Source organism: Nocardia sp. CC213A, from assembly GCF_030766805.1.
In the GTDB taxonomy this organism is placed as follows: Bacteria; Actinomycetota; Actinomycetes; order Mycobacteriales; family Mycobacteriaceae; genus Nocardia; species Nocardia otitidiscaviarum.
The window spans coordinates 284,051-308,793 of record NZ_JASFXA010000009.1; the positions used below are offsets into that span (position 1 = coordinate 284,051).

General features: G+C 68.9%; 22 protein-coding genes. 6 read left to right on the plus strand and 16 right to left on the minus strand.

Features of this window, described 5'->3' with window-relative positions:
• Positions 1-482: 482 nt before the first annotated feature.
• The 4 genes from rplI to rpsF all read right to left on the minus strand — a co-directional run bounded on the left by rplI (position 483) and on the right by rpsF (position 2,215).
• Positions 483-938: a 50S ribosomal protein L9 gene (gene rplI, locus QJS31_RS19140; protein ID WP_029930204.1), complete on the minus strand. Its 456-nt coding sequence runs from the start codon at positions 936-938 to the stop codon at positions 483-485.
• A gap of 17 nt (positions 939-955) precedes the next feature.
• Entirely contained in the window at positions 956-1,207 is a 252-nt protein-coding gene (gene rpsR, locus QJS31_RS19145; RefSeq protein ID WP_029930203.1) for a 30S ribosomal protein S18, read from the minus strand.
• A 57-nt stretch (positions 1,208-1,264) separates the two neighbouring features.
• Entirely contained in the window at positions 1,265-1,822 is a 558-nt protein-coding gene (locus QJS31_RS19150) for a single-stranded DNA-binding protein (RefSeq protein WP_282781426.1), read from the minus strand.
• 102 nt (positions 1,823-1,924) lie between these two features.
• Entirely contained in the window at positions 1,925-2,215 is a 291-nt protein-coding gene (gene rpsF, locus QJS31_RS19155) for a 30S ribosomal protein S6 (RefSeq protein ID WP_081592823.1), read from the minus strand.
• 267 nt (positions 2,216-2,482) lie between these two features.
• Between rpsF and QJS31_RS19160 the strand changes: the two genes are divergently transcribed.
• On the plus strand, positions 2,483-3,796 hold the full coding sequence (locus QJS31_RS19160; RefSeq protein ID WP_282781436.1) for a glycosyltransferase family 87 protein: 1,314 nt from the start codon (positions 2,483-2,485) through the stop codon (positions 3,794-3,796).
• A gap of 72 nt (positions 3,797-3,868) precedes the next feature.
• Here the strand turns inward: QJS31_RS19160 and QJS31_RS19165 are convergent, their stop codons facing one another.
• The 3 genes from QJS31_RS19165 to QJS31_RS19175 all read right to left on the minus strand — a co-directional run bounded on the left by QJS31_RS19165 (position 3,869) and on the right by QJS31_RS19175 (position 6,364).
• On the minus strand, positions 3,869-4,468 hold the full coding sequence (locus tag QJS31_RS19165; RefSeq protein WP_282781428.1) for a Tellurium resistance: 600 nt from the start codon (positions 4,466-4,468) through the stop codon (positions 3,869-3,871).
• 92 nt (positions 4,469-4,560) lie between these two features.
• Positions 4,561-5,688, minus strand: a complete 1,128-nt coding sequence (locus tag QJS31_RS19170) for a DUF475 domain-containing protein (RefSeq protein ID WP_282781430.1) — start codon at positions 5,686-5,688, stop codon at positions 4,561-4,563.
• A gap of 100 nt (positions 5,689-5,788) precedes the next feature.
• Entirely contained in the window at positions 5,789-6,364 is a 576-nt protein-coding gene (locus QJS31_RS19175) for a TerD family protein (protein ID WP_029930196.1), read from the minus strand.
• Between the two features lie 202 nt (positions 6,365-6,566).
• Between QJS31_RS19175 and QJS31_RS19180 the strand changes: the two genes are divergently transcribed.
• From QJS31_RS19180 to QJS31_RS19195, 4 genes are all read left to right on the plus strand, one after another.
• A complete protein-coding gene (locus tag QJS31_RS19180; RefSeq protein WP_306357298.1) occupies positions 6,567-7,766 on the plus strand; it encodes a hypothetical protein in 1,200 nt (399 codons plus the stop codon).
• A 95-nt stretch (positions 7,767-7,861) separates the two neighbouring features.
• The gene (locus tag QJS31_RS19185) at positions 7,862-9,019 is read left to right on the plus strand and encodes an HpcH/HpaI aldolase/citrate lyase family protein (protein WP_282781438.1); all 1,158 of its coding nucleotides are present in this window, start codon (positions 7,862-7,864) and stop codon (positions 9,017-9,019) included.
• On the plus strand, positions 9,016-12,219 hold the full coding sequence (locus QJS31_RS19190; RefSeq protein WP_306357299.1) for a phosphoribosyltransferase: 3,204 nt from the start codon (positions 9,016-9,018) through the stop codon (positions 12,217-12,219). Before QJS31_RS19185 ends, QJS31_RS19190 begins: the two co-directional genes overlap by 4 nt.
• Positions 12,219-13,064: an HAD family hydrolase gene (locus QJS31_RS19195; RefSeq protein ID WP_282784069.1), complete on the plus strand. Its 846-nt coding sequence runs from the start codon at positions 12,219-12,221 to the stop codon at positions 13,062-13,064. The genes QJS31_RS19190 and QJS31_RS19195 overlap by 1 nt, the downstream gene beginning before the upstream one ends.
• A gap of 79 nt (positions 13,065-13,143) precedes the next feature.
• Here the strand turns inward: QJS31_RS19195 and QJS31_RS19200 are convergent, their stop codons facing one another.
• From QJS31_RS19200 to QJS31_RS19230, 7 genes are all read right to left on the minus strand, one after another.
• The gene (locus QJS31_RS19200; protein WP_372341562.1) at positions 13,144-13,899 is read right to left on the minus strand and encodes an isocitrate lyase/phosphoenolpyruvate mutase family protein; all 756 of its coding nucleotides are present in this window, start codon (positions 13,897-13,899) and stop codon (positions 13,144-13,146) included.
• Between the two features lie 135 nt (positions 13,900-14,034).
• Entirely contained in the window at positions 14,035-14,652 is a 618-nt protein-coding gene (gene dhaL, locus QJS31_RS19205; protein WP_039818222.1) for a dihydroxyacetone kinase subunit DhaL, read from the minus strand.
• Complete coding sequence (dhaK, locus tag QJS31_RS19210; protein WP_306357300.1) at positions 14,652-15,653, minus strand: dihydroxyacetone kinase subunit DhaK; 1,002 nt, start codon at positions 15,651-15,653, stop codon at positions 14,652-14,654. Before dhaK ends, dhaL begins: the two co-directional genes overlap by 1 nt.
• 76 nt (positions 15,654-15,729) lie before the next feature.
• Positions 15,730-16,548, minus strand: coding sequence for a hypothetical protein (locus tag QJS31_RS19215; RefSeq protein WP_306357301.1), 819 nt, complete (start codon positions 16,546-16,548; stop codon positions 15,730-15,732).
• Between the two features lie 96 nt (positions 16,549-16,644).
• Complete coding sequence (locus QJS31_RS19220) at positions 16,645-17,385, minus strand: AIM24 family protein (protein WP_306357312.1); 741 nt, start codon at positions 17,383-17,385, stop codon at positions 16,645-16,647.
• Between the two features lie 238 nt (positions 17,386-17,623).
• Positions 17,624-18,325, minus strand: a complete 702-nt coding sequence (locus QJS31_RS19225) for an AIM24 family protein (RefSeq protein ID WP_029930186.1) — start codon at positions 18,323-18,325, stop codon at positions 17,624-17,626.
• 13 nt (positions 18,326-18,338) lie between these two features.
• Positions 18,339-18,962, minus strand: coding sequence for an AIM24 family protein (locus QJS31_RS19230; RefSeq protein ID WP_306357302.1), 624 nt, complete (start codon positions 18,960-18,962; stop codon positions 18,339-18,341).
• A 123-nt stretch (positions 18,963-19,085) separates the two neighbouring features.
• On the opposite strand from QJS31_RS19230, the gene QJS31_RS19235 reads away from it, so the two are divergent.
• Complete coding sequence (locus tag QJS31_RS19235; RefSeq protein WP_306357303.1) at positions 19,086-20,540, plus strand: TerD family protein; 1,455 nt, start codon at positions 19,086-19,088, stop codon at positions 20,538-20,540.
• Between the two features lie 209 nt (positions 20,541-20,749).
• Here QJS31_RS19235 and QJS31_RS19240 read toward each other — a convergent pair whose 3' ends face one another.
• Together QJS31_RS19240 and QJS31_RS19245 are read right to left on the minus strand one after the other, a co-directional pair.
• Positions 20,750-22,372 carry a glycosyltransferase family 87 protein gene (locus QJS31_RS19240; RefSeq protein WP_306357313.1) on the minus strand — a complete coding sequence of 541 codons (1,623 nt, stop codon included), beginning with the start codon at positions 22,370-22,372 and terminating at the stop codon, positions 20,750-20,752.
• Positions 22,373-22,465: 93 nt separating this feature from the next.
• On the minus strand, positions 22,466-24,743 hold a 2,278-nt coding region (locus QJS31_RS19245; RefSeq protein ID WP_372341801.1), incomplete at its 5' end, for a transglycosylase domain-containing protein.

Genomic DNA, 24,743 nt, shown 5'->3' on the forward strand with positions numbered 1-24,743 from the left:
ATACGTGAGATCACGTCGTCACCGGGCTGCGGTCACGACACCGAAGCGAACGTAGGCGAGTGCCCGGGCACCCGACAAACCGAGCTGTGCACAGATCTGGGGATAACGTGGGCATTGTTCACCAGCTGTTGTGCACCCCCTGTGGATCACCTGGGGAGAAACCGGGGCCGAATAGATCAATCCGCAGGCAGTGTTGCAATTCGCACTGTGCGCAACTGTGGATCAATTCGGTACGGCGTGTCGCTGGACATGAACATTCGGGCGTGTTGGGTGAACGGCATCCCTCCGAAATGTGTCGTGTGACACAACGAGAGGGGTCGGTTTCGACCGGTAATCCCCAGGGCGACAACCGCTGTGGATCGGCAAATGGGAGACCGCCCCGATGAACACCGTTAACACCCGAAAGCCATCAGCGGGCAAATCAATCGGAGGCCACCCTCGCGATGAAGATGGCCTCCGATCGAGACGTCAGCGCGTCCAGCTCACTCCGCGGCGTTCACCTGGAGGTCGAACTTGGCGACCACGGACGGGTGCAGGTGCACCACGACGCCGTGCTTGCCGGTGTTCTTGATGTGCGCCTTCGGCAGCTCGATGCTGCGCTTGTCCACGACCGGGCCACCGGCCGCCTTGATGGCGGCGGCGACATCGGCGGTGGTGACCGAGCCGAACAGCTTGCCGGTGCCCGCGGTCTTGACCGACAGGGAGACCGACTCCAGGCCCTCGATGGCCTGCTTCAGCTCGTTGGCGTGGTCGAGGTCGCGCACCTTGCGGGCGTCCTGCGCCCGGCGGATGCCCGCGACCTGCTTCTCGGCGCCACGGGTGGCGACGATGGCCAGCCCGCGGGGCAGCAGGTAGTTGCGGCCGTAGCCGTCCTTGACCTCCACGGTGTCGCCGGGCGCACCGAGGTTGTCCACATCAGCAGTAAGAATCAACTTCATTGCTGTGCCTTCCCTTCTCAGCGAGCCGTGGACACGTAAGGCAGCAGGGCGACCTCACGCGAGTTCTTGACGGCGACAGCGATATCGCGCTGATGCTGCACGCAGTTGCCGGTCACCCGACGCGCGCGGATCTTGCCGCGGTCGGAGACGTACTTGCGGAGCATCGTCGTGTCCTTGTAATCGATCTTGACGATGCCGGACTTGCTCTCCTTGCAGAAGGAGCAAGCCTTCTTCTTCAGCACCTTTTCACGCGCCGGTGCTTTGGCCATGGTCATCTACTCCGTAATTTCGGGAGCCTCACCTCTCGGAGGCTCCGATGCCGTTGTCTAGAACGGCGGTTCATCGTCCATATGCCCGCCCCCGAAGGAGCCGGCCGCGGGCGCGCTACCCCAAGGGTCGTCGCCGCCGGAGCCACCAGCGTTCTGCTGCTGGCCGCCCCGACCACCGCCACCACCGGAGTTGTTGAAGTTGCCGCCACCGCCGGAGCCGCCGAAGCCGCCCCCACCGCCACCGCCACGGGTGGTCTTGTTGATCTTCGCGGTGGCATACCGCAGGGAGGGACCGACCTCGTCGACCTCGAGTTCGACGACCGTGCGCTTCTCACCCTCGCGGGTTTCGAAGGAGCGCTGCTTGAGTCGTCCGCTCACGATCACTCGTGAGCCCCGGGTCAGACTCTCGGCGACATTCTCCGCAGCTTCACGCCAGATGTTGCAGCGCAGGAAAAGCGCTTCGCCGTCTTTCCATTCATTGGTATTACGGTCGAACACACGGGGGGTCGACGCGACGGTGAAGTTCGCGACGGCCGCGCCCGCGGGCGTGAATCGAAGTTCGGGGTCAGCCGTCAGGTTTCCGATGACGGTGATGACCGTGTCGCCTTGGGCCATTATTCCTCCTGCTCTCCGGTGCAGTCCGCAGTGCACTCGCTGTTGCGCTCAGCCTAGAGGCGGGCACAGACAGTTACGAGCACACGTGCTGGAGGACTGGACTTACTTCTTGTCGAGGCGCAGCACCTTGGTGCGCAGCACCGATTCGTTCAGACCCAGCTGGCGATCGAGCTCGCTCACGGTGTCCGAATTGGCGGTCAGGTTGACCACCGCGTAGATACCTTCGCTCTGCTTCGCGATCTCGTAAGCCAGGCGGCGGCGACCCCAGATGTCGACGTTGTCGACCTTGCCGCCCTCGGCCGTCACAACATTGAGCATGTTGTTCAGGTTCGGGCCGACGGTGCGCTCGTCCAGGCTCGGATCGAGAATAACCATCACTTCATAATGACGCACGGACCTCATCACCTCCTGTGGACTAGGAACGGCCCACGGACGGTCCGTGGGCAGGAGGGTTCGTTGCGTCAGCAACCCGACAAGGGTACATGGGTCCGGCGCGGGCGCCGTGCGGGGGGCGGCTTCGGAGAAAGTTCCGGTGGGATGGGGCGGCCGGTCGATGATGCGCGGCCTAGGGTGGGGGCCATGCCGAACCGACCCGCCGCCATCGAGCCGGTCGCCGACCAGAGCAGCGTCGGCCGTCTCGGGGGCGCGGGCAGACTGGGAATGGCGCTGACCTCGGTGCTGGTGTGCGGGGTCACCCTGGTGCTGGCGTATCTGAACAAGGCGCGCTGCGCCGGCGGCCCGTTCACCGCCGACGGTCGCAGCACCGTCTTCGACACGCTCAAGGACTCCGACGTCTGCTACTCCGATATCCAGTTCCTCTGGTTGGGACGCGATATCAACGAGCACGTGTTCCCGTACCTGTCGGGCGGAATCACCGCCGACGGCATGCTCACCGGCGGCGCGGTCGAATATCCGGTGCTGAGCGGCCTGCTGATGTGGCTCGGGGCGCTCGGCGCGCAGGACGACGCGGCCTTCCTGCTGCACTCCGCGCTGCTGCTGGCTCCCTTCGCCCTGCTGACCGCCTGGATGCTGGGCCGACTGTCGGGTTCGGCCGCGCTGCTCTGGTCCGCCGGACCGCCGCTGGTGCTCTACGCCTTCCACAACTGGGAACTGCCCGTGGTCTGCACGGCCGTTGCCGCGGTCTACGTCATGACGGTGCCGACACGGTATTCGATGCGGACCCGGGGCATCGCGGCGGCGGTGCTGCTGGGGCTCGGGTTCTGCCTGAAGCTGTATCCGGGAATCTTCGTGCTGCCCTTGGCCGTCCACGTCATGGTCACCGGCCGGAGCGTGCGCGGCTACGACGTGCGCGGCGCGGTCGCGGTCGTCGCGGCGGCCGTCGGCACGGTGGTGGCGGTGAATCTCCCCTTCGCCCTGGCCGGCTACGAGGGCTGGCGGGCGTCGATCACCTTCCAGCAGTTGCGGCAGGCCGACATCACCACCAATTCCATCTGGTACTGGGGGCTGCGGCCGCTGTTCGATCCGGACCTGGAGGCCGAGCGCGCCTTCCAGGACGTGGTGTCGCTGGCCTCGCCCGCACTGGTGCTGGCTTCCTTCGCGCTGGCCATCTGGTTGGGCTGGAAGCGGCAGGCCACCACGGGCCGCTATCCGTGGATCGGCGTGAGCGGCGCCATGCTGTGTGGATTCCTGTTGTTCCACAAGGTGCATTCACCGCAGTACACCCTGTGGCTGATTCCGTTCCTGGTGCTGCTCGAGGTGCCGTGGACGGCGGTCGCGGGCTACCTGCTGGCCGACGCCGCCATCGGCATCGGCGTCTTCCGGTACTTCTACGCGCTCGGCTCCGGCTACACCGCGCAGGTGGAGGAGAACATCGTGCAGTTCGGCGTCTGGGGTCGCGCCGCCCTGCTGGTGGTGTTCTTCGTCGCCTTCCTGCGGGCCGCACCGCGCGGCAGCCGCGCCGTATCCGATCCGTTCCCCGGTGAGCGTCGCGATCTGGTGCCCGTCTCGCACTGACTCGGCGCGCGGCGATGTCCGGACCTGGCTGTCGCGCGGCGGTCCGCGACTCGGCGCAGGGGTGCGGCGGGGTTATTTGCGCGCGGGCTGCCAGTCCATGCCCCACCCGTAGGCGCGGTCGACGGCGCTCTGATTCCCGTTGACATAGTTGACTTCCCGGTGCACGGTCAGCCCGCCGCCGCTGCTGCTCAACAGCGCCACCGCGCAGGACCGGGCCCCGTCCACCGGGGAGTCCAGCCGCACCTCGATCTCGCGACCGTCGGTCGGGAAGAGGGTCACCACCCCGTCGGCCGCGGCCCAGTTCGGCACGCCCTCGTAGATGAAGGCGAAGATCAGGACGCGTCGGAACACCTCGGGCCGTGCCAGATTGATGTGCATGGTCTCGCCGCCGGTGGCCGCGCCGGTGCGGTCGTCGCTGTCGAGCCTGATGTACGGTGCGGCGTCCAGCGATCCGAAGTTGTTGCCGATGGCCTGCACCACCCCCTTGGTGCCGTCGGCCAGTTCGTAAAGGCAGCCGAGGTCGAGATCGATTGCGCTGGAACGCTTGAACAACCCCCGCTTGCGTCCCTGCGACCAATTGAGATTGACGCGCATGGCGCCCTGGCTGTCGCCGGGCTTGGTGAGGTTCACCGACGGCGTGGCCTTGGATAGCGTGACCTTGGACTGGTTCACACCGCATCCCCCCTCAGGGATTTCATGACCTTCCCGCACCCGCCGCGCCGAATGTGCTTGGCGGGTGCGGGAAGTCGATGGATAGGCGAGACTCAGCCTACCGGCGTGACTTCTTTGTCACCCACTGTTTCGGGCTCACCCTCACGCCGATTGCGCAGCACACTGGTGATGAAGGCCGCGCCGATGAAGGCGACGCCGATGAGGCCGGTGATGATCTCGTTGACGTGCACGCCGATCGAGATCAGCAGGATGAACGCCAGCGCGCCGATGGCCCAGTGCGCGCCGTGCTCCAGGTACACGTACTCCGACAGGGTGCCCTTGCGCACCAGATACACGGTGATGGAGCGGACGAACATGGCGCCGATCAGGCCCAGGCCCAGCGCGATGATGATCGGATCCGAGGTGATGGCGAACGCGCCGATGACACCGTCGAAGGAGAACGAGGCGTCCAGGACCTCCAGGTAGAGGAACAGGAAGAAGCCCGCTTTGCCGGTGGCCTTGGCCAGCCCGGACGGTCCGGAGGAGTGCTCGGCCTCCTCGACCATCTCCTCGGTGTGGAACAGCGACCCGAGGCCGTCCACCACGACGTAGGTCACGATGCCGAGGATGCCGCCCAGCAGCACGGTCGAGCGGTGCGCCTCGTCGGAGACGAATTCCGCGGTCAGCACCACGCCGACCAGGGCCAGCACCACGGCGAGCATATCCAGCTTGCCGAGGCGGGCGAGCGGACGCTCCAGCCAGCTCAGCCAGGTGATCTCCCGCTCTTCCAGGATGAAGTTCAGGAACAGCATCAGCAGGAACGCGCCGCCGAAGGAGGCGATCTGTGGATGTGCGTCGGTCAGCAGCTTCTCGTAGCTGGGGCTGCCGTCCGCGAAGGTGAGCGCACCGTCGGCGGGCGGATTCAGCGCCAGATCGAACGCCTGTACCGGGCTGAGACCGGCGGTGATCCAGACGATCGCCAGGGGGAAGACCAGACGCATGCCGAAGACGGCGATGAGGATGCCGATGGTGAGGAAGATCTTCTGCCAGAACTCGCTCATCCGTTGCAGGACGGTGGCATTGATGACGGCGTTGTCGAAGGACAGCGACACCTCGAGGATGCCCAGAATGGCGCACAGTGCCAGCGCCTTCAGTCCGCCCATGGCACCCTGGGTGCCGTACGCGAACGCCACGATCAGGGAGAGGATCGTGACGACGATGGAGAGGCCGAATATTCGCACCGGCTGTGGCCTTTCGTGAAGTGAGTCGGGCGTGTGTATATCGGTCGAGTATGCCGAAGGGGGCTCGGTCGATCCGAACCCCCTCGGTGGCGAGTCGGTACTAGACGTTCACGCCGAAGTCGCGGGCGATGCCCGACAGGCCGGAGGCGTAGCCCTGGCCGATGGCGCGGAACTTCCACTCCGCACCGTTGCGGTACAGCTCACCGAAGACCATGGCGGTCTCGGTGGAGGCGTCCTCGGACAGGTCGTAGCGGGCCAGCTCGGTGCCGTTGGACCGGTCCACCACGCGGATGTAGGCGTTGCGGACCTGGCCGAAGCTCTGCCCGCGCGAATCGGCTTCGTAGATGGAGACCGGGAAGACGATGCTGTCGACGGTGGGCGGCGTATTGGCCAGATCGACGTTGATGACCTCGTCGTCGCCCTCGCCCTCACCGGTGCGGTTGTCGCCCGCGTGCTCGATGGTGCCCTCGGGCGACTTCAGGTTGTTGAAGAACACGAAGTGGCCGTCCGACACGGCCTTCTTCTCCGTGCTCAGCCCGATGGCGCTGGCGTCCAGGTCGAAGTCGGTCCCGGTGGTGGTCCGCACATCCCAGCCGAGGCCGACCGCGACGGCGGTCAGGTTCGGCGCCTGCTTCGTCAGCGAAACATTGCCGCCCTTGGACAAACTGACACCCATGCGGGAATCCTTCCGTTGGAAAGTTTTGTGTCGTTAGTGGTCAACCCGGCAATGTCCGAATCGCCGGGTCTGCGTCTACGACACTAGTAGCTTTCCGGGGACTTGGTGACGAACAAGCTGAGGCCATGATGTGAATCGCGGGGCTCGCCGGGTGCGTGAACACGCGGGCCGGACACATCGGTCAGCACCTACCATCGGGATCGTGGCAGGGCGTAGGCGCGGATGGTTCCGGTCGTCCCGGGACGACGAGTGGGTGGGGCGGGCCCGGCAGGTGCTGACGTCCGCGTTCCTGGACATGGACCACCGGCAGAGCATCGCGGAGGCGGGGGCCTCCGCATCCACGCAGCTGCAGCCGGAGCGGGGGTTGGAGGCGCGCTGGGAGCCGGTGCGGGCGCGGTGCTACGACGCCGCGACCGCGTATCTCGCCCTCACCGAGCGGCTGGACCGGGCCGAACGCGAGGGTTTCCGGGTGCCGCAGCCGGAGATCGACGCGGTGGTGCGCCGGCTGACCGACGCGGCGCGCGGGGTGGACGACTTCTATCGCGGCAATCAGGCACAGATCGAGCACGCGGTCGCGGTGATGGGGGCGGTGCCGCAGGTGGTGTTGCAGGTGCGCACGGCGGCCGAGCAGGCGCGGCAGGCGGCGAACGAGTCCGCGTACGCGGGATACCCCTCCGTGCGCCGGAGCGCGACCGCTGTGGATGAGGGGCTCGTCACACTCGACGCGGCGGTGGCGGGTGCCCCGGTCGGGGTGGTGCGGGAGGCCGCGACCGCGTTGGAGGCGTGCACCAAGGCGCTGTCAAGGGCACTGGAAGATGCTCCCGGCAAACAACATTCGGCGACCAGGGCGCTGTCCTCGGCGAGTACCCGGCTGGCCGCCGCCCGGCACCGGCTGGAGCGGGTCGGTTCCGCCTATTCGGCGCTGCTGCGCGAGTTCAACGCTGCGAGTTCGGCGGATTTGGCGAACAATGAGCGGGACAGCCAGCAAGCCATCGACGCCGCCGACGCCGAACTCACCCGGGCCCGGGAGGCGCTGGCGGACGACAACCCGGAGCACGCCCTTGAACTGACCACATCCGCCCGCGCACATCTCGCTACCGCAGAGGAGCGCGCCGACGCCGTCACCCACCGGCTGACCCTGCTGCGTGAAGTGCGCGCCGACCCGCAGCAGAAGGTGAAGGCCGTCCGGTTCAAACTGCGTGACGCGCAGATGCTGGCCGTGCACCGAGATCTGGTCGACGAATGGGGTTCGGTACTCGATGCCCAATCCGATCGGATCGATCGGGCCACGGATGGACTGACCGGTCGGCATCCTGATTACTGGGCGTACGTGTCCGAGCTGGACGCCGCCGCCGCATTCATCGCCGGGGTGGTCGACCGGATGCGTAAGACCGACAAATAGCCACACACGAAGGGAAAGAACGGGCGCAGATGACCGCGAGTACCACCTGTCCGGAAGCCGCGGCCGTCCCGGTCTCGCTCTTCAAGCGCACACCACTGCGTCACTTCCGGCAACTACCCGGTCCGGAGATCCGACGACTGTTCCATCGCGCTCCCGAACCCTTCGGCGATTCCGCCGATCGCGAACTGCTCGCCATGGCCCTCGGCGCTACCCTCTACGTACCCGCCACCCGCGCCGACCTCACCGCCACCATCACCCGGCGCGCCGAACGCGGCGTCTGCTCCATGGTCATCGACCTCGAGGACGCCGTCGCCGACCACGACCTGGAACTGGGCAAGCGCCAGGTGGTGGCCACCCTCGACGCCCTGGCCGCGGGCACCGACGCGCATCCGCTGCTGTTCGTACGGGTGCGCGACGCCGACACCATCGGCGAGATCGTGGACATGCTCGGCGGCGGAGCCAGTGCGCTGCTCGGCTTCGTCTTCCCCAAATTCGACAGCGCCTGCGGACCCAAATACCTGGACGCCATCACCACCGCCTCGGAACGGCTGGGCCGCACCGTCTTCGGCATGCCGGTGCTGGAATCGCCGGCGCTGGTGCATCGGCAGACGCGCGACGAGGAACTCCAGACCATTCGCGAACTGCTCACCCCGCGGCGGGAGCAGGTGCTCGCGGTGCGCATCGGGGCCACGGATATGTGCTCCAACTTCGGTATCCGCCGCGACCGCGACCTCACCATCTACGACGTGCGGGTGGTGGCGGACGTCATCGCCGATATCGTCAACTACCTCGGGCGCGTCGACGGCACCGGATTCACCATCACCGGGCCGGTGTGGGAGTACTTCGCCGATCACGAGCGCATGTTCCGGCCGCTGCTGCGCACCTCGCCGTTCGCGGAATCCGATGCGGTGCCCTTCCGGCAGTATCTGGTCAGCCGCGACCTGGACGGATTGCTGCGCGAGATCACCCTGGACCGCGCCAACGGGATCCAGGGCAAGACGGTCATCCATCCCTCGCACGTGGCGGCGGTGCACGCCCTGTCGGTGGTCACCCACGAGGAGTACGCCGACGCGCTGCACATCCTCGAGGCCGATGTCGGGGGAGTGGCGGCCTCGGAGTACCGCAACAAGATGAACGAGATGCGCCCGCACCGCAGTTGGGCGCTGCAAACACTGCTGCGGGCCCGGGTGTTCGGCGTCACCAACAAGGGAGTCTCGTTCGTGGATCTGCTGAAAGAACTGGTGGCATCGTGAGCTTCGCGCCGTGGGCGACACGGGAGCTGGGATTGGAACTGCGGCACGGGGATTCGTTCGTGCCTTCGCGGTGGCGCATCACCGAGCTGATCGAGCCCGGACTGCGGCGCAATCCGCGGCGGGCGCACCTGCTGGTCTCGACCGTGCTGGGGAAACACCTGCCCACCGATCCGCACCGGGTGATCGACGCGGCCAACCGGCTGGGCGATCTGGTGCTCGACGTGCTCGGCGCTGCCGAGGACGATGACCACGGCCGCGGTGCGGCGACGGGAACCGCCACGGTGGTGCTCGGATTCGCCGAGACCGCAACGGGTCTGGGTCACTGCGTGGCGGCGCGCATGCGGGCCGCATGCTATCTGCACTCGACCCGACGCGACGTGGCGGCGGCCGAGACGCTGACCGGATTCGAGGAGGGCCATTCGCACGCCACCTCGCACCTGCTCCAGCCCATGCCCGCCGAGATCTTCCGCAACGAGCTGCCCATGGTGCTCGTCGACGACGAGATCTCCACGGGGGCGACGGCCATCGACGCCATTCGCGCCCTGCACGCGTTCACCCCGCGCCCGCGCTATGTGCTGGCCTCGCTGGTGGACATGCGCACCGACGCGGACAAGGCGGCCTTCGACGCTGCCGCCGCCGAACTGGGCGTGCGCATCGATACCGTCTGCCTGGCCTCCGGACGGACACTGCTGCCCGAGCGACTGACCGAATCGGTTGCCGCCCTGCCCGATCCCGAACTCAACCCGGTAGCCACGCAGCGCGGCGAGTTCGCCCGCATCGAACTGCCGTGGCCACACGATGTGCCCGAGGGCGGGCGGCACGGCCTGCTCGCCGCCGACGCGGACCGCTTCGAGGCAGCGCTGTCGGTCGCCGCCGAACGCCTGCGCTGGGAGTTGGCCGCGCTGCCCTGGCCGACCGGCCGGAGGCGCACCACAGTCGGCGCGGCGCACGGGCCGGACCGCCGCGTGGCCGACGGGCCGGTCGCCGATTCCGCCGCGCTCATGCCGGCTACCGGCCGGATGTCGGGAGACGTAGCGCCGCAGGACCGATGGGGTGGGTCGAGCGTCGGCAGCCCGGCCGAATCCAGCCACGTCGGCGGGCCGGGGGAGAGATCGTCAGCGCAGTACGCCGGTCCGACCGGTCGCAGCGGTTCCGCGCTCGATCACCATGGTGTGCCGACGCCTGATGCGGCGACGTCGCCACCGAGTGGCGACGCGGCCGACGATGTCGATGAGCAGGCGGTTGGTGGCCGGGGCACTGGGGCCGTCGGCGGCATTGCCACGCTGGAGAGCCGCCGGGTGGTGCGCCCGGTGATCGTGCTGGGGCACGAGGAGTTCATGTACCTGCCGCTGCGGCTCGCCGCGGCGCTGGCGGACGATGGCGTGCCGACCCGGTACCAGACCACCACGCGGTCACCGGCCTATGTGCTGGACGAGCCGGGGTACCCGCTGCGGCGCGGATTCCGTTTCACCGCACCGGAATCCGACGACGTCCCGCGCTACCTCTACAACGCCTGCTGGCCGGAGCCCGCCGCGCCGGACCCGATCTTGCTGGTCGTCATCGACACCCCGGCCGACACCGAGCGGCTCACCGAGCCGGGCGGCCTCGTCGACGTCCTGACCGCCTCCGGAGCCGATGTGGTGCTCGCCGTCGTCCCCGACGCCGACCCCCGCGCCCTCGCCGCCACTCGCACCGACTACCGGATGGCGGCGCGGGTCGCCGCCCGGACCGGCGCGACCGTGGGAGAGGCGTCTGCCAGCGTTGCGACCGATAGCGGCGCGGCGGCGGGTGCCGCGACCGTGGGCGATTCGGTGGCGGCCGGTGCGGCCGGAGGGCGGGCGGGTATCGCCGAGCCGGGCGGCGCAGCAGCGGGGGTGGCAGTTCATTCTGGCGCGCCAGTCGGCCATACGACTCGGAAGGTCGACACCGCGAGCAGTGGTCGGCCGGGCGGTTCGACTTCGGACGGTGTGATCGCGGGTGCCGCCGTCTCGGATGGCGTAGCCTCGGCCGCCGCGATGTCGGGTGGCGCCGTGCCGGGCGGCCGGGCCTACGGTGCCGCGGCCGCCGTCGCCGATCCTGCGAACCTGCCGAAACCCCTGCGCGGGCCGGAGTTCGGGTCCTACGCGCCGGACGAGGTGGCCTGGTTGCTCAAGGATCTGTCCGGGGTGGATCTGGAAGCCGATGTGGCGGAGCGGGAGCGGCGGATTCAGGACGGGGTGGCGCATTACGCTGAGTCGCTGCCGGTGGAGTATCAGCCGGACGCGGCATATCGGGAGCTGTTCGACCGGGTGCTGGACGAGAGCGCCGAACGGCTGGCGCTGGCCGTGGCGACGGTGGCCGAACTCGTTGTCGCCGAACGCGGCGACGAGGTGGTGCTGGCCTCGCTGGCGCGGGCCGGGACGCCGGTGGGTGTTCTCATGCGGCGCTGGCTGCGTTACCGTTCGCCCGCGCTCGAGGTGCCGCATTATGCGGTGTCCATCGTGCGTGATCGCGGCATCGACGCGGTGGCACTGGACTACCTTGCCCGGCACCATGATCCGGCGCAGGTCGTGTTCGTGGACGGGTGGACCGGCAAGGGGGCCATCACCCGCGAGCTCACCGCCGCCCTGGACGCCTACCACGCCGCGGGCGGGGCGCGCTTCGACGACGAGCTGGCGGTGCTGGCCGATCCGGGCAGCTGCGTACGCACCTACGGCACCCGCGACGACTTCCTCATCGCCTCGGCCTGCCTGAATTCGACAGTCTCCGGCCTGGTTTCGCGCACCGTGCTCAATGGCACTCTCATCGGGCCCGGCGATTTCCACGGCGCGAAGTTCTACCGTGAGCTGGCCGCCGACGACGTGTCCGCCCGTCTGCTCGACACCGTCAGCGCATGTTTCGACGCGGTGCGCCCGCGGGTCGCCGACAACCTCGCTGCCCTCCGCGCAGCCGACCGCAGCCCCACCTGGGCGGGCTGGGCGTCGGTGGAGCAGGTGCGGGCCGAATACGGCATCTCCAGCGTGAATTTCGTGAAACCGGGCGTCGGCGAGACCACCCGCGTCCTGCTGCGGCGTGTGCCGTGGAAGGTGCTGGTGCGCGCGGCCGACGCCCCCGAACACGCCCATATCCGCATGCTCGCGCAGGCGCGCGGGGTACCCGTGGAAGTAGTACCCGAGCTGGCCTATGCCTGCATGGGATTGATCAAGGACGTGAAACAGTAATGGTGGACCGAAGACCCGCGCTGTACCGCAAGACCCTCATCGCCACCGATCTCGATCGCACGATGATCTACTCGCGCAACGCCTTCGGCGAGTTTCCGGAGCCGCGCACGGTCTGTGTGGAGCACCTGGAGGGCGCTCCGCTGTCGTTCATGACCGTCATCGCCGCCCAGCGCATGGCGACGCTCACCGCCCCGGCCGCGGTGATCCCGACCACCACCCGAACCATCAAGCAGTTCAACCGGATTCGACTACCCGGCGCCCCCTGGCGATACGCCATCACCAGCAACGGGGGAAATATCCTGGTCAACGGCGTCCCCGATATGCGCTGGCGCATCGACCTCGACGCCGAGGTGCGCGCCACCAGCGCCACGCTCTCCGAGGTCAGCGCCGAACTGCGGGCCCGCATCGACGACTCCTGGGCCACCAAGTTCCGAGTGGCCGACCACCTGTTCTGCTACCTGGTGGTCAAACCAAAACTCGTGCCCACCGGCTTCCTCGCCGACTGGGACGCCTGGTGCCGGGAGCGCGGCTGGTCCGCCTCCCAGCAGGGCCGCAAGATCTACAGCATGCCCACGGCGGTCTGCAAGAGCCGGGCCGTCGCCGAGGTGCGCCGCCGCCTCACCGCCGCCGGGGAACTGCATGCCGGAGCCCGCCTGCTCGCGGCCGGGGACGGCGCGCTCGACGCCGAGATGCTGCGTGCCGCCGACTCGGCCATCCGCCCCCGCCACGGCGAGCTGGAGCAGCTCGCGTGGACCCACCCCAACCTCACCGTCACCCGCAGCACCGGCATTATGGCCGGTGAGGAAATGGTCGACTGGATGCTCGACCGCTCCGAAACCCGTTGACCGCGCCGGTGATCGTGCGGCACGGTCAGGGGGCGGCGGTGCGGCCGTTCCGGATTCGACGGCGTTGCCCAGGAGGTCGTCAGCGCCACCGTTCCAGCAGCCGACCGGCTTCCGCAGCGAGGGCGCGTTGCAGGAACGGGCCGAAGCTCACCCGCGCCGCCCCCGCCTTGGCGAACGCCGCGGGTTCCCCGGACTCCGGCATGGCGATGGCATTGACCGGCAGCGGGAGTTCGCGGCACAGGCGGCGCAGCACGTCGGGCTCGTGGCGGCCGACCGGATAGAGCACGTCGGCACCGGCTTCGGCGGCGAGTTTCAGCCGGGTGACCGCACTTTCGAAACGGTCGGCCGGAGCGTCGGCGGCGGGGCGCAGGAAGACGTCGGTGCGGGCGTTGACCACCAGGTGGACGCCGGTGGCATCGGCGCTCTGGCGCAGCGCGCCGACCCGGTCGGCGTGTTCGGCCGGGTCGCGCAGTCGACCGCCCTCGCCGTGCACGGTGTCCTCGATGTTCAGGCCCACCGCACCCGCCTCGAGCAGGCCCTCCACCAGGCGGGCGGCGTCGAGCCCGTAGCCGGATTCGATATCCACCGACACCGGAATGTCCACGGCCCCGGTGATTTCGCGGACCCGGGCGACCACATCGGTGAAGGCCATCCCCTCCTGGTCGCTCTTGCCCATGGCGTCCGCGAGTGGATGACTGCCGACGGTGAGCGCCGGAAATCCCGCCTCCCGCACCAGGGTTGCCGACCAGGCGTCCCATACGGTCGGCAGGATCACCGGATCGCCGGGGCGATGCAGGGCGAGAAAGGCCGCCGCCTTGTCCTTCAGCTCGATCATGCCTCGATCCTGCGCCATCGAACCGCTGGACGCCATGGGTGATCTGTCCCTTTACGCCACGGCGCTACCTCGGTGGGCTACGCCGATCCGCGCACCGCAGCGCCTACCGACACGCACCGCGGCGCGCGCCGACGCTCACCGCAGCGCCTGCCGGGCCGCGCGCACCAGCAGCATGGCGCTCATCGCGCCGGGATCGATATGTCCGACACTGCGCTCGCCCAGGTACGACGCGCGCCCCTTGCGGGCCTGCATGGGCGCGGTGGCCTTGCGCCCCGCCTCGGCCGCGGCGACCGCCGCCTCCAGCGCGGTGGCCGGTCCGGAGCCCACGGCCAACTGCCGGTCCAGACAGTCCGCGGCCGGCGCGAGCGCGTCGACCATGGTCTTGTCGCCGCGTTCGGCCTTGCCGCGCGCCATCACGGCCTCCAGCCCGGCGCGGAACGCCTTGGCGAAAGTCGTTACGTCCGTGCCGGATTCGAGGCCATCGGCCACTCGTAGGAAGAAGGTGCCGTAGAGCGGTCCGCTGGCCCCGCCCACGGTCCGCACCAGGATCATGCCGGTCTGCTTGCACACCTCGGTGGCGCTCGCCCCGGGCGCGTCCGCCAGCGCCGCCACCGCCGCGGCCAGGCCGCGCTGCATATTGATGCCGTGGTCGGCGTCGCCGATGGCCGCGTCCAGCGCGGTGAGTTCGGCGGCGCGCTGATCGATCAGCGCCGCGTAGGACCGCACCCAGGCGGCCGCGTTCAGCTTTGCCATCACATCCCCCATCGCAGGGCCGGGGTACGCACGGGCGCGTCCCACAGCGAAACCAGATCGTCGTCGAGTCGAGTCAGGGTTACCGAGCAACCGGCCATATCCAGCGCGGTGATGTACGGTCCCACCAGCGATCGCGCGATCTCGATCCCCTGCCCGCGCAGGATCCGCGCCACCTCGTCGAACATGACGTACAGCTCGATGAGCGGCGTCGCGCCCATCCCGTTCACAAAGCAGAGCACCGAATCCCCGCTGGTGCACGGAAGATCCGCGAGCAGCGGCTCGACCAGCAGGGCGGCCACCTCGCGTGCGGGCGCGAGCGGCATCCGCTCCCGTCCCGGCTCACCGTGGATACCGATGCCGATCTCCATCTCGTCGTCACCGAGTTCGAAGGTCGGATGCCCGGCCGCGGGTACCGTGCACGAGGTCAGGGCCATCCCCATACTGCGCGACCGGGCGTTCACCGCCTCGGCCACCCGCACCACCTCCGCCAGCGGCCTGCCCTGTGCGGCCGCCGCCCCGGCCATCTTCTCCAGCACCACGGTGGCCCCGACGCCGCGCCGCCCGGCCGTGTAGGTGCTGTCCCGCACGGCCACATCGTCGTTCACCACCACCGCCCGCACCTCGCCGCCGGACTCGGCCTCGGCCTGTTCTGCGGCCATCTCGAAATTCATGACATCGCCGGTGTAGTTCTTCACGATGTGCAGCACGCCCGCCCCGGCCTCGACGGCCGCGGTGGCGGCGAGGATCTGGTCCGGCACCGGGGAGGTGAAGATCTCCCCCGGACAGGCGGCGTCGAGCATGCCGGGTCCGACGAAACCGCCGTGCAGCGGCTCGTGTCCGGACCCGCCGCCGGACACCAGGGCCACCTTGCCCGGTACCGGCGCGTCCGCGCGCACGATCAGCCGCCGCTTGGTATCGATACGCAAATCCGGATGGGCGGCGGCCATCCCGGCGAGCGCCGTTTCGACCACATCCCCCGGACGATTGATGAGCTTCTTCACCCGAACGCTCCTTCTGGCGAAAGCCGGTCCGAATTCAGGCTCCCATCACGACCGCCCGCGTGCGCCGGATTCGCGGCTATTCCGCGTTCGCGTCGTCGCCGGTGACCGCGTCGCCACCGAGCAGGGGCGTCTCGTCCTCGAGGGTGCGGGCCAATTCGATATCGGCCACCAGCTGTACCACCAGCTCCCGCAGCGGTGAGGTCGGCAGGTGGTGGGCGGCGAATTCGAAGGGTTCGACGATATCGAGCCCGCCCCGGGCGGCCGCCGTGATCACCCACGGAATGCCCACGCCGTCGGGTGCGACACCGAGTCGTTCGCGCAGTACGTCGGCGGTCTCGTTCATGAGTCCGGTGCGCCGGGCCACCGCATCGGTCATCTGTTCGTCGAGTTCGGCGCGGCGCAGCTCCAGCGCGCCCATATCCGCGCCCCGCTCCTGTGCCCGCGTGGTGCGGACCGACCCGTCCTCGAACACCTGGAAGCCCTCGTTGATGGCGGTGGTGCCGAGGTTCACCTCGGTCTCGGCGAGATCCGGGAGGACGCGCAGACAGTCGAGCACGGCGTCCAGCGCGGTGACCAGCCGATCACGGATCTCGCGTCTTCGCCGCCGCTCGCGGTCGGCCGCGTCGCGTTCGGCGAGCACCTGCTCCACCGCGCGGCCGATCCGGAAGGCCAGGGCCGTGGATTCGGGGGCCCATCCGCCCCGCGGCACGTCTTCGCCCTCGCGCGGGGTGATCGAGTCGAGGAAGGCGTTCACGGCGTCGAGCAGATCGTGCAGCTGTTCGCGGGACACGCCGGGGTGCCGGAACGCCCGCAGATACTGTTCGTGCGTTACCGCCGGATCGCCGCGCCCGGTCGGCCGCTGTCCGGCCGCCGGATCGACTCCACCGTCGCTCACTCCGCCGATACTGCCACGGCCGGACCGCCCGGCGGGGCACCGACAGCTGACGACCGGCGTGCCCCGGCGAGTGGTGGTTCTCGGCGGTGTCGGTGATCAGTGCTGCTGCTGGGCGTTCAACTGCTGCATGATCACGCCCTGCAGGCGTTGCAGACCGCTCGGCGTGATCCCGCTCTGGAGCTGGCCCTCCAGGGTGCGAACCAGGTGGGAATCGTCGAGCACCTTCTCCGACGACTGAATGAGCACCGTGCCCGCGCCGGTGAAGTCGAACTGGCGCTCCTCGCCGGAGTTCACGCCGAAGCGCGCGGCACCGGCCGCCAGGAAGCTCGAGATCCAGCGTTCGTCGTAGTGGTGGCTCGGCGACGGGCAGTCCGCCCAGCCCACGAGCGCCTCCGGATCCACCCGCAGCGGCGGTTCGGCGAACATGACCGGGCCATTGGAGGAGGCCAGGAATGTGCCGGTGCCGATGAGGGTGAGGAAGCCGGGCACGATCGACTGGTTCAGCGACAGGCCGGGCTCGAATGCCAGCAGATTCGCGGCGCGCACGGTCAGATTGCCGTCGTCGAGGTCGTAGGAATTGATGTCGTAGCCGCGGTCGCCGATGATCAGCTTCCCGTGTCCCTCCGCCACCACGTAGTCGCCGGTGAACAGCGGTGCCGAGAACTGCTGCGACACCATGTGCATGAGATTGCCCTGCACGCCGTGCGACAGCGACTGGAACCGCATATCGCCGTAGTAGGCGATCATCGCGCCCTTGCGCATGAACCAGGGCCGGTCGAGATCGATGCAGTAGGCGTAGTTGTTGCCCGGAATATTGTCGCTCGCACCGAGATTCATCGGGCTCAGGACCTGCGGCTGCTCGCCCTGATAGCCGCCCGCGAACGGCTGCTGACCCGTCCCCTGGTATCCACCGGGCTGATCGGGGTACCCGCCGGGCTGCTGGTATCCGCCCGGCGGCTGTTGATAACCGCCGGGCGGCTGCTGGTAGCCCGGCTGCGGCGGGTAGCCGCCCGGCTGATTCGGGTAGCCGCCCTGGGGATTCTGGTATCCGCCCGGATTCTGGTAACTCATCGCTTCACAGCTTCTCTTCGGATGCCTGCACGAATACGACGCCTTGGCCGACGCAGTGCAGCTGCATCGCCTCGCCCGAACCGCGCCCGACCGCGTCGCGCCAGCTCATCGCCGTCTTCAGTTCCGTCTGCACGTTGCCGTAGGACGCGACGAACGCCTGCGGGTCCACCACCACCGGATTCGGTCCGCCGACCTGCAATTCGATGAAGCCGCCGTGGCCGAGCAGCACCGCCGCACCCTGACCGGACAGCTGGGTGGTGAACATGCCCTGGCCGGTCAGCACCCCCGACGCCGCACCGCGCAGCGCGCCCATCAGGCCGCCGCCGCGACCGCCCTGGCCGCCCGAACTCGCCACCGACACAATCGAACTCTGCAACCCGGCGGTATTGGCCAGCAGCCGCGACGCCTCCACGCGCAGGGTGGCCCCGGGCTGCATGTGCACCACGTGCACCTCCAGACCGGCGAAGCCGTAGTGCACCTCGCCATTGCCCTGAGCCAGCATGGTGCGTTCGTGCTCGCCCGCCATCATCCGCCCGGCCATGCCCATCAGGCCGCCCATGCCGCCCATCTGGTTCGCACCCGGTACCTGATGCGGGGAGAACGAGATGTCGCCCTGGTAGAAGAGCATCGAGCCGGTGCGCGCGACCACGCCGCCCGCCTGGCCCGCATGGACCTTGACGACCTTGCTGTTCACTTTCTCGAACATCGCGTGCGCCCTCTCACCGCTCGGCGGGCTGGATCAAGACCACGCCCTGCCCCTCCCAGCGCAGCGAGAACGCCTCCCCGCCGCCCTGGCCCATGACCGACCGCCACGAAACATCGGTCACGAAGGACTGATTCAGATTGCCGCGCGCCGCCACGAACGCATCCGGATCCACCACCAGCGGATACTGCGGCGACACCTCCAGATGGATGAGCGGGCCGCCCGCCGACAGCAACGCCACCTGGCCCTGGCCGCTCACCTTGGTGGTGAACAGGCCCGCGCCGGTGGCCCCGCCGCGCAGGCCCGCGAAGGTCACGTCGGTGCGCAGATTCCCGGCGAACGCCAGCAGTTGCTGCGACTCCACCTGGAGGGTGTCGTTGTTCAGGTTCACCACGGTGACGTTCTGGCCGTTCACGGCGAAGAAGACGCGCCCGTTGCCCGAACATTCCATGAGTGAGAGCGATTCGCCGGTGGCACGGCGCTTCAGACCCGCCAGCACACCGTCGCCGCCACCGAAACCGGCGCTCTTGAACTGGACGTTTCCCTCATAGGCGACCATCGACCCGGAGATCGCCCGGATACTGCTCCCGGCGAGCTGCGCCTCGATGACCTTCTTCGATTTTTCGAACAACTGCTCCATGGGTGCTTCATGTCCCCCGGTACTCGGACTGTCGCCGTCACCCTAACCGAAAACCCTCGACGCAGGTACGGCGTGTTTCTCGTAGAGTGGCTGACGAACGCACCGACAAGCGAAGGGTCGATCTTGTCCGCAACACTGGTTAAGGGCCAGAACGGTCCTCTGACCGTCAACGACGTCGTGATCTCGGTTCAGATCGGCGCACCCGCGGATGTGTCCGCACTGCTGGTCACCGAGAACGGAAAGGTCCGGTCGGACGCCGACTTCGTCTTCTTCAACCAGCCCAGCGGTCCCGGCGTGAACCTGCAACCCGCGCCGTCGGGGCAGCCCGCCGCGCTGGCGGTGTCGCTGTCGGCGGTACCCGCCGATATCGCGCAGATCCGGGCCGTCATCACGCTCGACACGCCCGGCGGCAGCTTCGGGCAGATTCCCGCGCCCGTCGCCCACGTGTCCGACCAGTCCGGAAATCCGCTGTTCGAGTACCGGATCGAGGGGCTCAGCAGCGAATCCATCGTGATCGCGCTGGAACTGTATCGGCGACAGGGCAGTTGGAAGGTGCGCGCCGTCGGGCAGGGCTACGCCGGTGGTTTCGCCGCGCTGGTCACCGATCACGGCGTGCAGGTGAACGAACCGGCCGGCCAGCAGCAGGCTCCGCCGCCGCCCCGGCAGCCGCAGGCGCCCGTACCGCCGACCCCGGCATCACCGCCGCCGGGGCAGTACCCGCCGCCCGCGCCGGACTACCCGCCCGCCGGTGGCTACCCGCCACCGGGACAGGGTGGCTACCCGCCGCCCGGCCAGGGCTATCCGCCGCCGGGACAGGGCTACCCGCCGCCGGGTGGCACCGGATATCCGCCGCCGGTACCGGATTACGCGCCGCAGGGCGGCTTCCCGCCGCCGGGACAGGGTGGCTACCCGCCGCCGGGGCAGGGTGCTCCCGGCGGTGCCGCGCCCGGCTTCCCGCCGCCCGGACCGGCGCCGGATCGCGACCTGCCGCAGTCCGGCGGCGCGGTCAGCCTGGTCAAGGGCCAGCGGGTCAACCTCCGCAAGGAGGGCGGCCAGGCGCTGACCTATGTGCGGATGGGCCTGGGCTGGGATCCGGTCAAGCGCGGCGGCATGTTCGGCAGCCGGGCCGTGGACATCGACCTGGACGCCTCGGTGGTCCTGTTCGCCGGGATGAACGTGATGGATGTCGTCTATTACGGCAGCCTGGTCTCCAAGGACGGCTCGGTCCGTCACTCCGGCGACAACCTGACCGGTGAGGGCGCGGGCGACGACGAGCAGATCATGGTGGACCTCACCCGGATTCCCGCCCCGGTCACCACCATGCTGTTCATCGTGACCTCCTACAAGGGGCACACCTTCGAGCAGGTCACCAATGCCTTCTGCCGACTGGTGGACGCCAACGGCGACAAGGAGATGGCGCGCTTCACCCTGGCGGGCGGCATGCCCTTCACCGCCATGGCGATGGCGAAGCTGTCCAAGTCCGGGTCCGACTGGAAGATGGAGGCCATTGGCGAGGGCTTCCAGGCCAAGCATCCGGGCGAAGCGGTACCGCAGCTGGCCCGCTTCATCGGCGGCTGAGGCCGACCAGTCACGACGCGTAGGTGCCCCGCGAACCGGAAGCGGTTCGCGGGGCATCGTGGCATTCGCGGCCGGGCCGCCGCTGCGCGGGATCGGCGGCACGCTGCTGCGGAAGTCGCTGCCGCTGGCGGAGGTTTCGTGGCGTGTCCGGATGCGTGCTGACGGGGCTGTGCCGCAGTGGAGCCCGGACCGCTACCCGATCGCGCGATTCACGTGGTCGGGACGACCCGGCCCGGTCGGGGCCGCAGCGGGCGCGGCAGCCAGGGGAACACCGGATCCGCGGTGTGATCGAGCGTGCCGCCCACCGGGTCGTCCGCCCCGTCGCGGCGCACCAGATCCGCTGCGGGCCGGTAGATCTGCCGAACGATCAGCACGCACAGCGCGATCACCGCGATATCGCGCAGGATCACCGTGCCCGTGAACCACTGCTCCGGCACGCCCTTGCGGTCCTCGCCGAGGTAGTAGTACATCCGCGGTACCCACACCAGCGCGTCGACGGTCATCCACGCCAACAGGATTCGCCGATGCGGCAGCGCCAACACCGCCAGCGGCACCAGCCACAGCGAGTACTGCGGACTCCACACCTTGTTGGTGAGCAGGAAGGCCGCCACCACCAGGAAGGCCAGCTGCGCCAGGCGCGGCCGCCGCGCCGCCGTCAACGCGATCCAGGCGATGCCCGCACAGGCGGCCAGGAACAGCAGCAGCGACACCAGATTCAGGATCGACGGCGACTCACCGGATTTCAGATAGCCGTCGAAGCCGGCCCAGCCGGTGAAGGAGGTGATGACGTTGTACACCGAATCCGGGTCGGCGTGCCGTTCGGTATTGAGCCGGAAGAACTCCCACCAGCCCTTCGGATACAGCACCGCGATGGGCAGGTTCACCGCCACCCAGGTTCCGGCCGCTGCGCCGACGGCGGTCAGCCCGGAACGCATGGGGCCCAGGCGATGCCAGGACAGCGAGGTGCCATAGCCCTCGTCCCCGAGCCGCTCGGCGCGCAGGCACAGCACCAGGATCGGCCCGAGCAGCAGCAGCGGATACAGCTTGGCCGCACCGCCCAGACCCAGCAGCACCCCCGCCAGCACCGGCCGTCGCCGCGCCCAGGCCAGCAGGCCGCCGGCGGCGAAAGCCGTTGCGAGAGCGTCGAAATTGGTGAACGCGTGCACCAGCACCAGCGGTGAGCACGCCACCAGGGCGGCATCCCAGACCCGGCGACCGGCCAGCAGCGCGGTCGCCCACACCGTCACCAGCCAGGCCATGGCCAGGCCCAGCGCCACCACATTGAAGTAGATGACCACCTGCAGCGCGCCCGGCAGACCCCACAGCTGGGAGGCGGCATCCCAGGTCTTGGCCACCTGCATGGACCCGTACTGGTACAGGCCCGACAGCACCGGATACTCCATGTACCGCACCTGCGGTTCGCCGTCCGGCCCGGTCTCGGTCCACTGCTTCTTGTACGGGAACGCCCCCTCGTTCAGGCGCTCGGCCCCGTAGAGCGGCACCGTGTCCGAGTAGCACATGGCGATGTACTGGCGGCCGTCGTTCCAGTCCAGGCCGATCACGCCGTTGTCGTCGACGGTCTGCTGAATGCACGGGGCCTTGCTGCCCCAGCCGAGCGCCAGGAAGATCACCGCGAAGGCGAACAGCACCCGCATGGGCGTCCAGAACCGCACCCGCCCGATCAGGGCGTGATCGCCGACCGGACCACCGGTGAGGGTGCTCAGCTGGGCGACCAGGGAATCGTTGCGGCTGGGCCGGTCCCGCTCATCGGCGGAACGCAGATCCCCCGCCAGCGGCGCGGGTGCGGCGTACCGCGCCGGTGTTTCGTGCATCGGCCGTCCCCCGCCCGTGTCCGCGCCGATGGGCGACGAGTGCTCGTCGGCCATCGGCGCGCGCACCAACTCCTGCTCGATCACGGCAAGAGGCTACCGGTTGTTCGGTGACCCGTAGCCGTTGCCATTGTCCGACCGCGGAGTAGGCGCTGGTGCGGTCGTCAGCGGTGAGCCGTCCGACGGCGCGACCGGCTGGCCGGGCAGCGGTCCGTCGTCATCGGAGGGGCTCTGATTCTGCGGCATGTTCTGCGGAGTCTGCTGCTGCGGATTCGGCGCCAGCCCCGGAATATTCAGGGTGAACGGTCCCACCTGCACCGGGGTCTGGGTGATGACCACCGGCGGCTCCACCGGAGCCTCGGACGACGGCGCGGTGTACGGGGCCGACCACGACGGCACACCGGCCTGGCCGCCGATGGAACCCGGCTTCGGGAACTTCACCTTGGGCTGGCCCTCGAGCGCGCCGTCCATGGTGTCCTTCCAGATATCGGACGGCAGTCCGGATCCGTAGATCATGCCGCCGCCCGCACCGCGCAGCCGATCGCCCTGCTCGGTGCCGACCCACACCGCGGTGGCCAGCTGCGGGGTGTAGCCGACCATCCACGCGTCGCGGTTCTCGCCGGTGTCGCCGAGCTGATGGGTGCCGGTCTTGGAGGCCGACACCCGGCCGCCCGCCAGGCCGTGGTTGCGCGAGTAGGCGGCGATGGGCTCCATCGCGGCGGTCACATTGTCGGCCACCGCGGCGGAGACGCGCTGCTCACCGGCCACCTCACCGCGGTCGAGCAGGACGGTGCCGTCGGAGGCGACGACCTTCTGCACGAAGTGCGGCGCGTGGTAGACGCCGGAGGCGGCCAGGGTGGCGTACGCCGAGGCCATATCCAGCACCCGCACCTGATACTGGCCCAGCACGACACCGTTGTTCGGGCCGACCCCGCCCGGCTCGGTGAGCGTTTCGCCCACACCCGGAATGCTTTCCGGAATGCCGAGCTTGTGCGCCATATCGGCGATCTTCTGCGGGCCGTTGCCCGGCATATCCAGCATCATGCGGTAGAAGCTGGTGTTGAGCGAGCGCTTCAACGCCTCGGCGATGGTGCACATACCGCACTGCTCGCCCTCGACATTGGTGATCTCGATGCCGTTCACGGTGACCGGGGAGCTGTCGTACAGCGTGGACAGCGGCTTGCCCATCTCGAGGTTCTGGGCCAGACCGAACACCTTGAACGCGGATCCGGCGGGCAGGCCCGCGCTGGCGAAGTCGAAGCCCGCGCCGTTCTCACCGCCGTAGTACGCGCGCACGGCGCCGGTCTGCGGATCCACCGACACCACGGCGGTGCGCAGGTTCTCCGGCTCGCCATTCATATTCGAGGTCACCGCGTCCACGGCGGCCTGCTGCGCCTGGGGGTCGATGGTGGTGGTGATTTGCAGGCCCTCGGTGTTGAGCTGCTGTTCGCTGATGCCGGCGGCGCTCAGCTCCTCCAGCACCTTGGACTTGATCAGGCCCTCCGGGCCCTGGTCCAGGCTCTTGTCGCCCAGCGAGGCGACCGGAACCACCTGCGGGAACTGCATATTCGCGCGTTCGGTGGCCGGCAGGTTACCGCTGGAGACCATGCCGTCGAGCACGTACGTCCAGCGCTGCTCGGCGGCCTTCGGATTCTTCTCCGGGTCCAGGTTGGACGGCTGCTGAATGGTCGCCGCCAGCACCGCACCCTCGGAAACGGTCAACTCCTGCACCGGTTTTCCGAAGTATGCCTTGGCCGCCGCGTCGATGCCGTACGCGCCGCGGCCGAAGTAGATGGTGTTGAGGTACGCGGTGAGAATGTCGTCCTTGGACCACTCCTGCGCCATCTTCACCGAGATGACGAGCTCGCGCATCTTGCGGGTGAGCGAGCGCTCATTGCCGACCAGCGCGTTCTTCACGTACTGCTGCGTAATGGTGGAGCCACCGCCCGCGGTGTCCTTGCCCATCAGGTTGTCGCGCAGCGCGCGGGCGAAACCGCTGAAGGAGAAGCCCGGGTTGGTGTAGAAGTCGCGGTCCTCGGCCGCCATCACGGCATTGCGCACGTGCGGCGGGATCTGGTCGATGGTGACGTCGGTGCGGTTGCCCTCCGGCGGAACGACCTTGGACAGCACCGTGCTGCCGTCATTGGCGTAGATCAGGGCGACCTGATTGTTCTTCAGGTCGCCAGGACGCGGCACCGACGCGGTCGAGTACGCGATGAGGAAGACCGTGCTGGGCAGGATGATGCCCAGCGCCAGCAGCACGTAGAGGGTGCGGCGCACGATCTTCCAGGGCGAACGCTTGCGGCCCGAGCCGGGTCGGGAACCGCCGCTACCACCACTGCCGCCGCCACCGGGGCGGCGCGGCGGCGGGCCG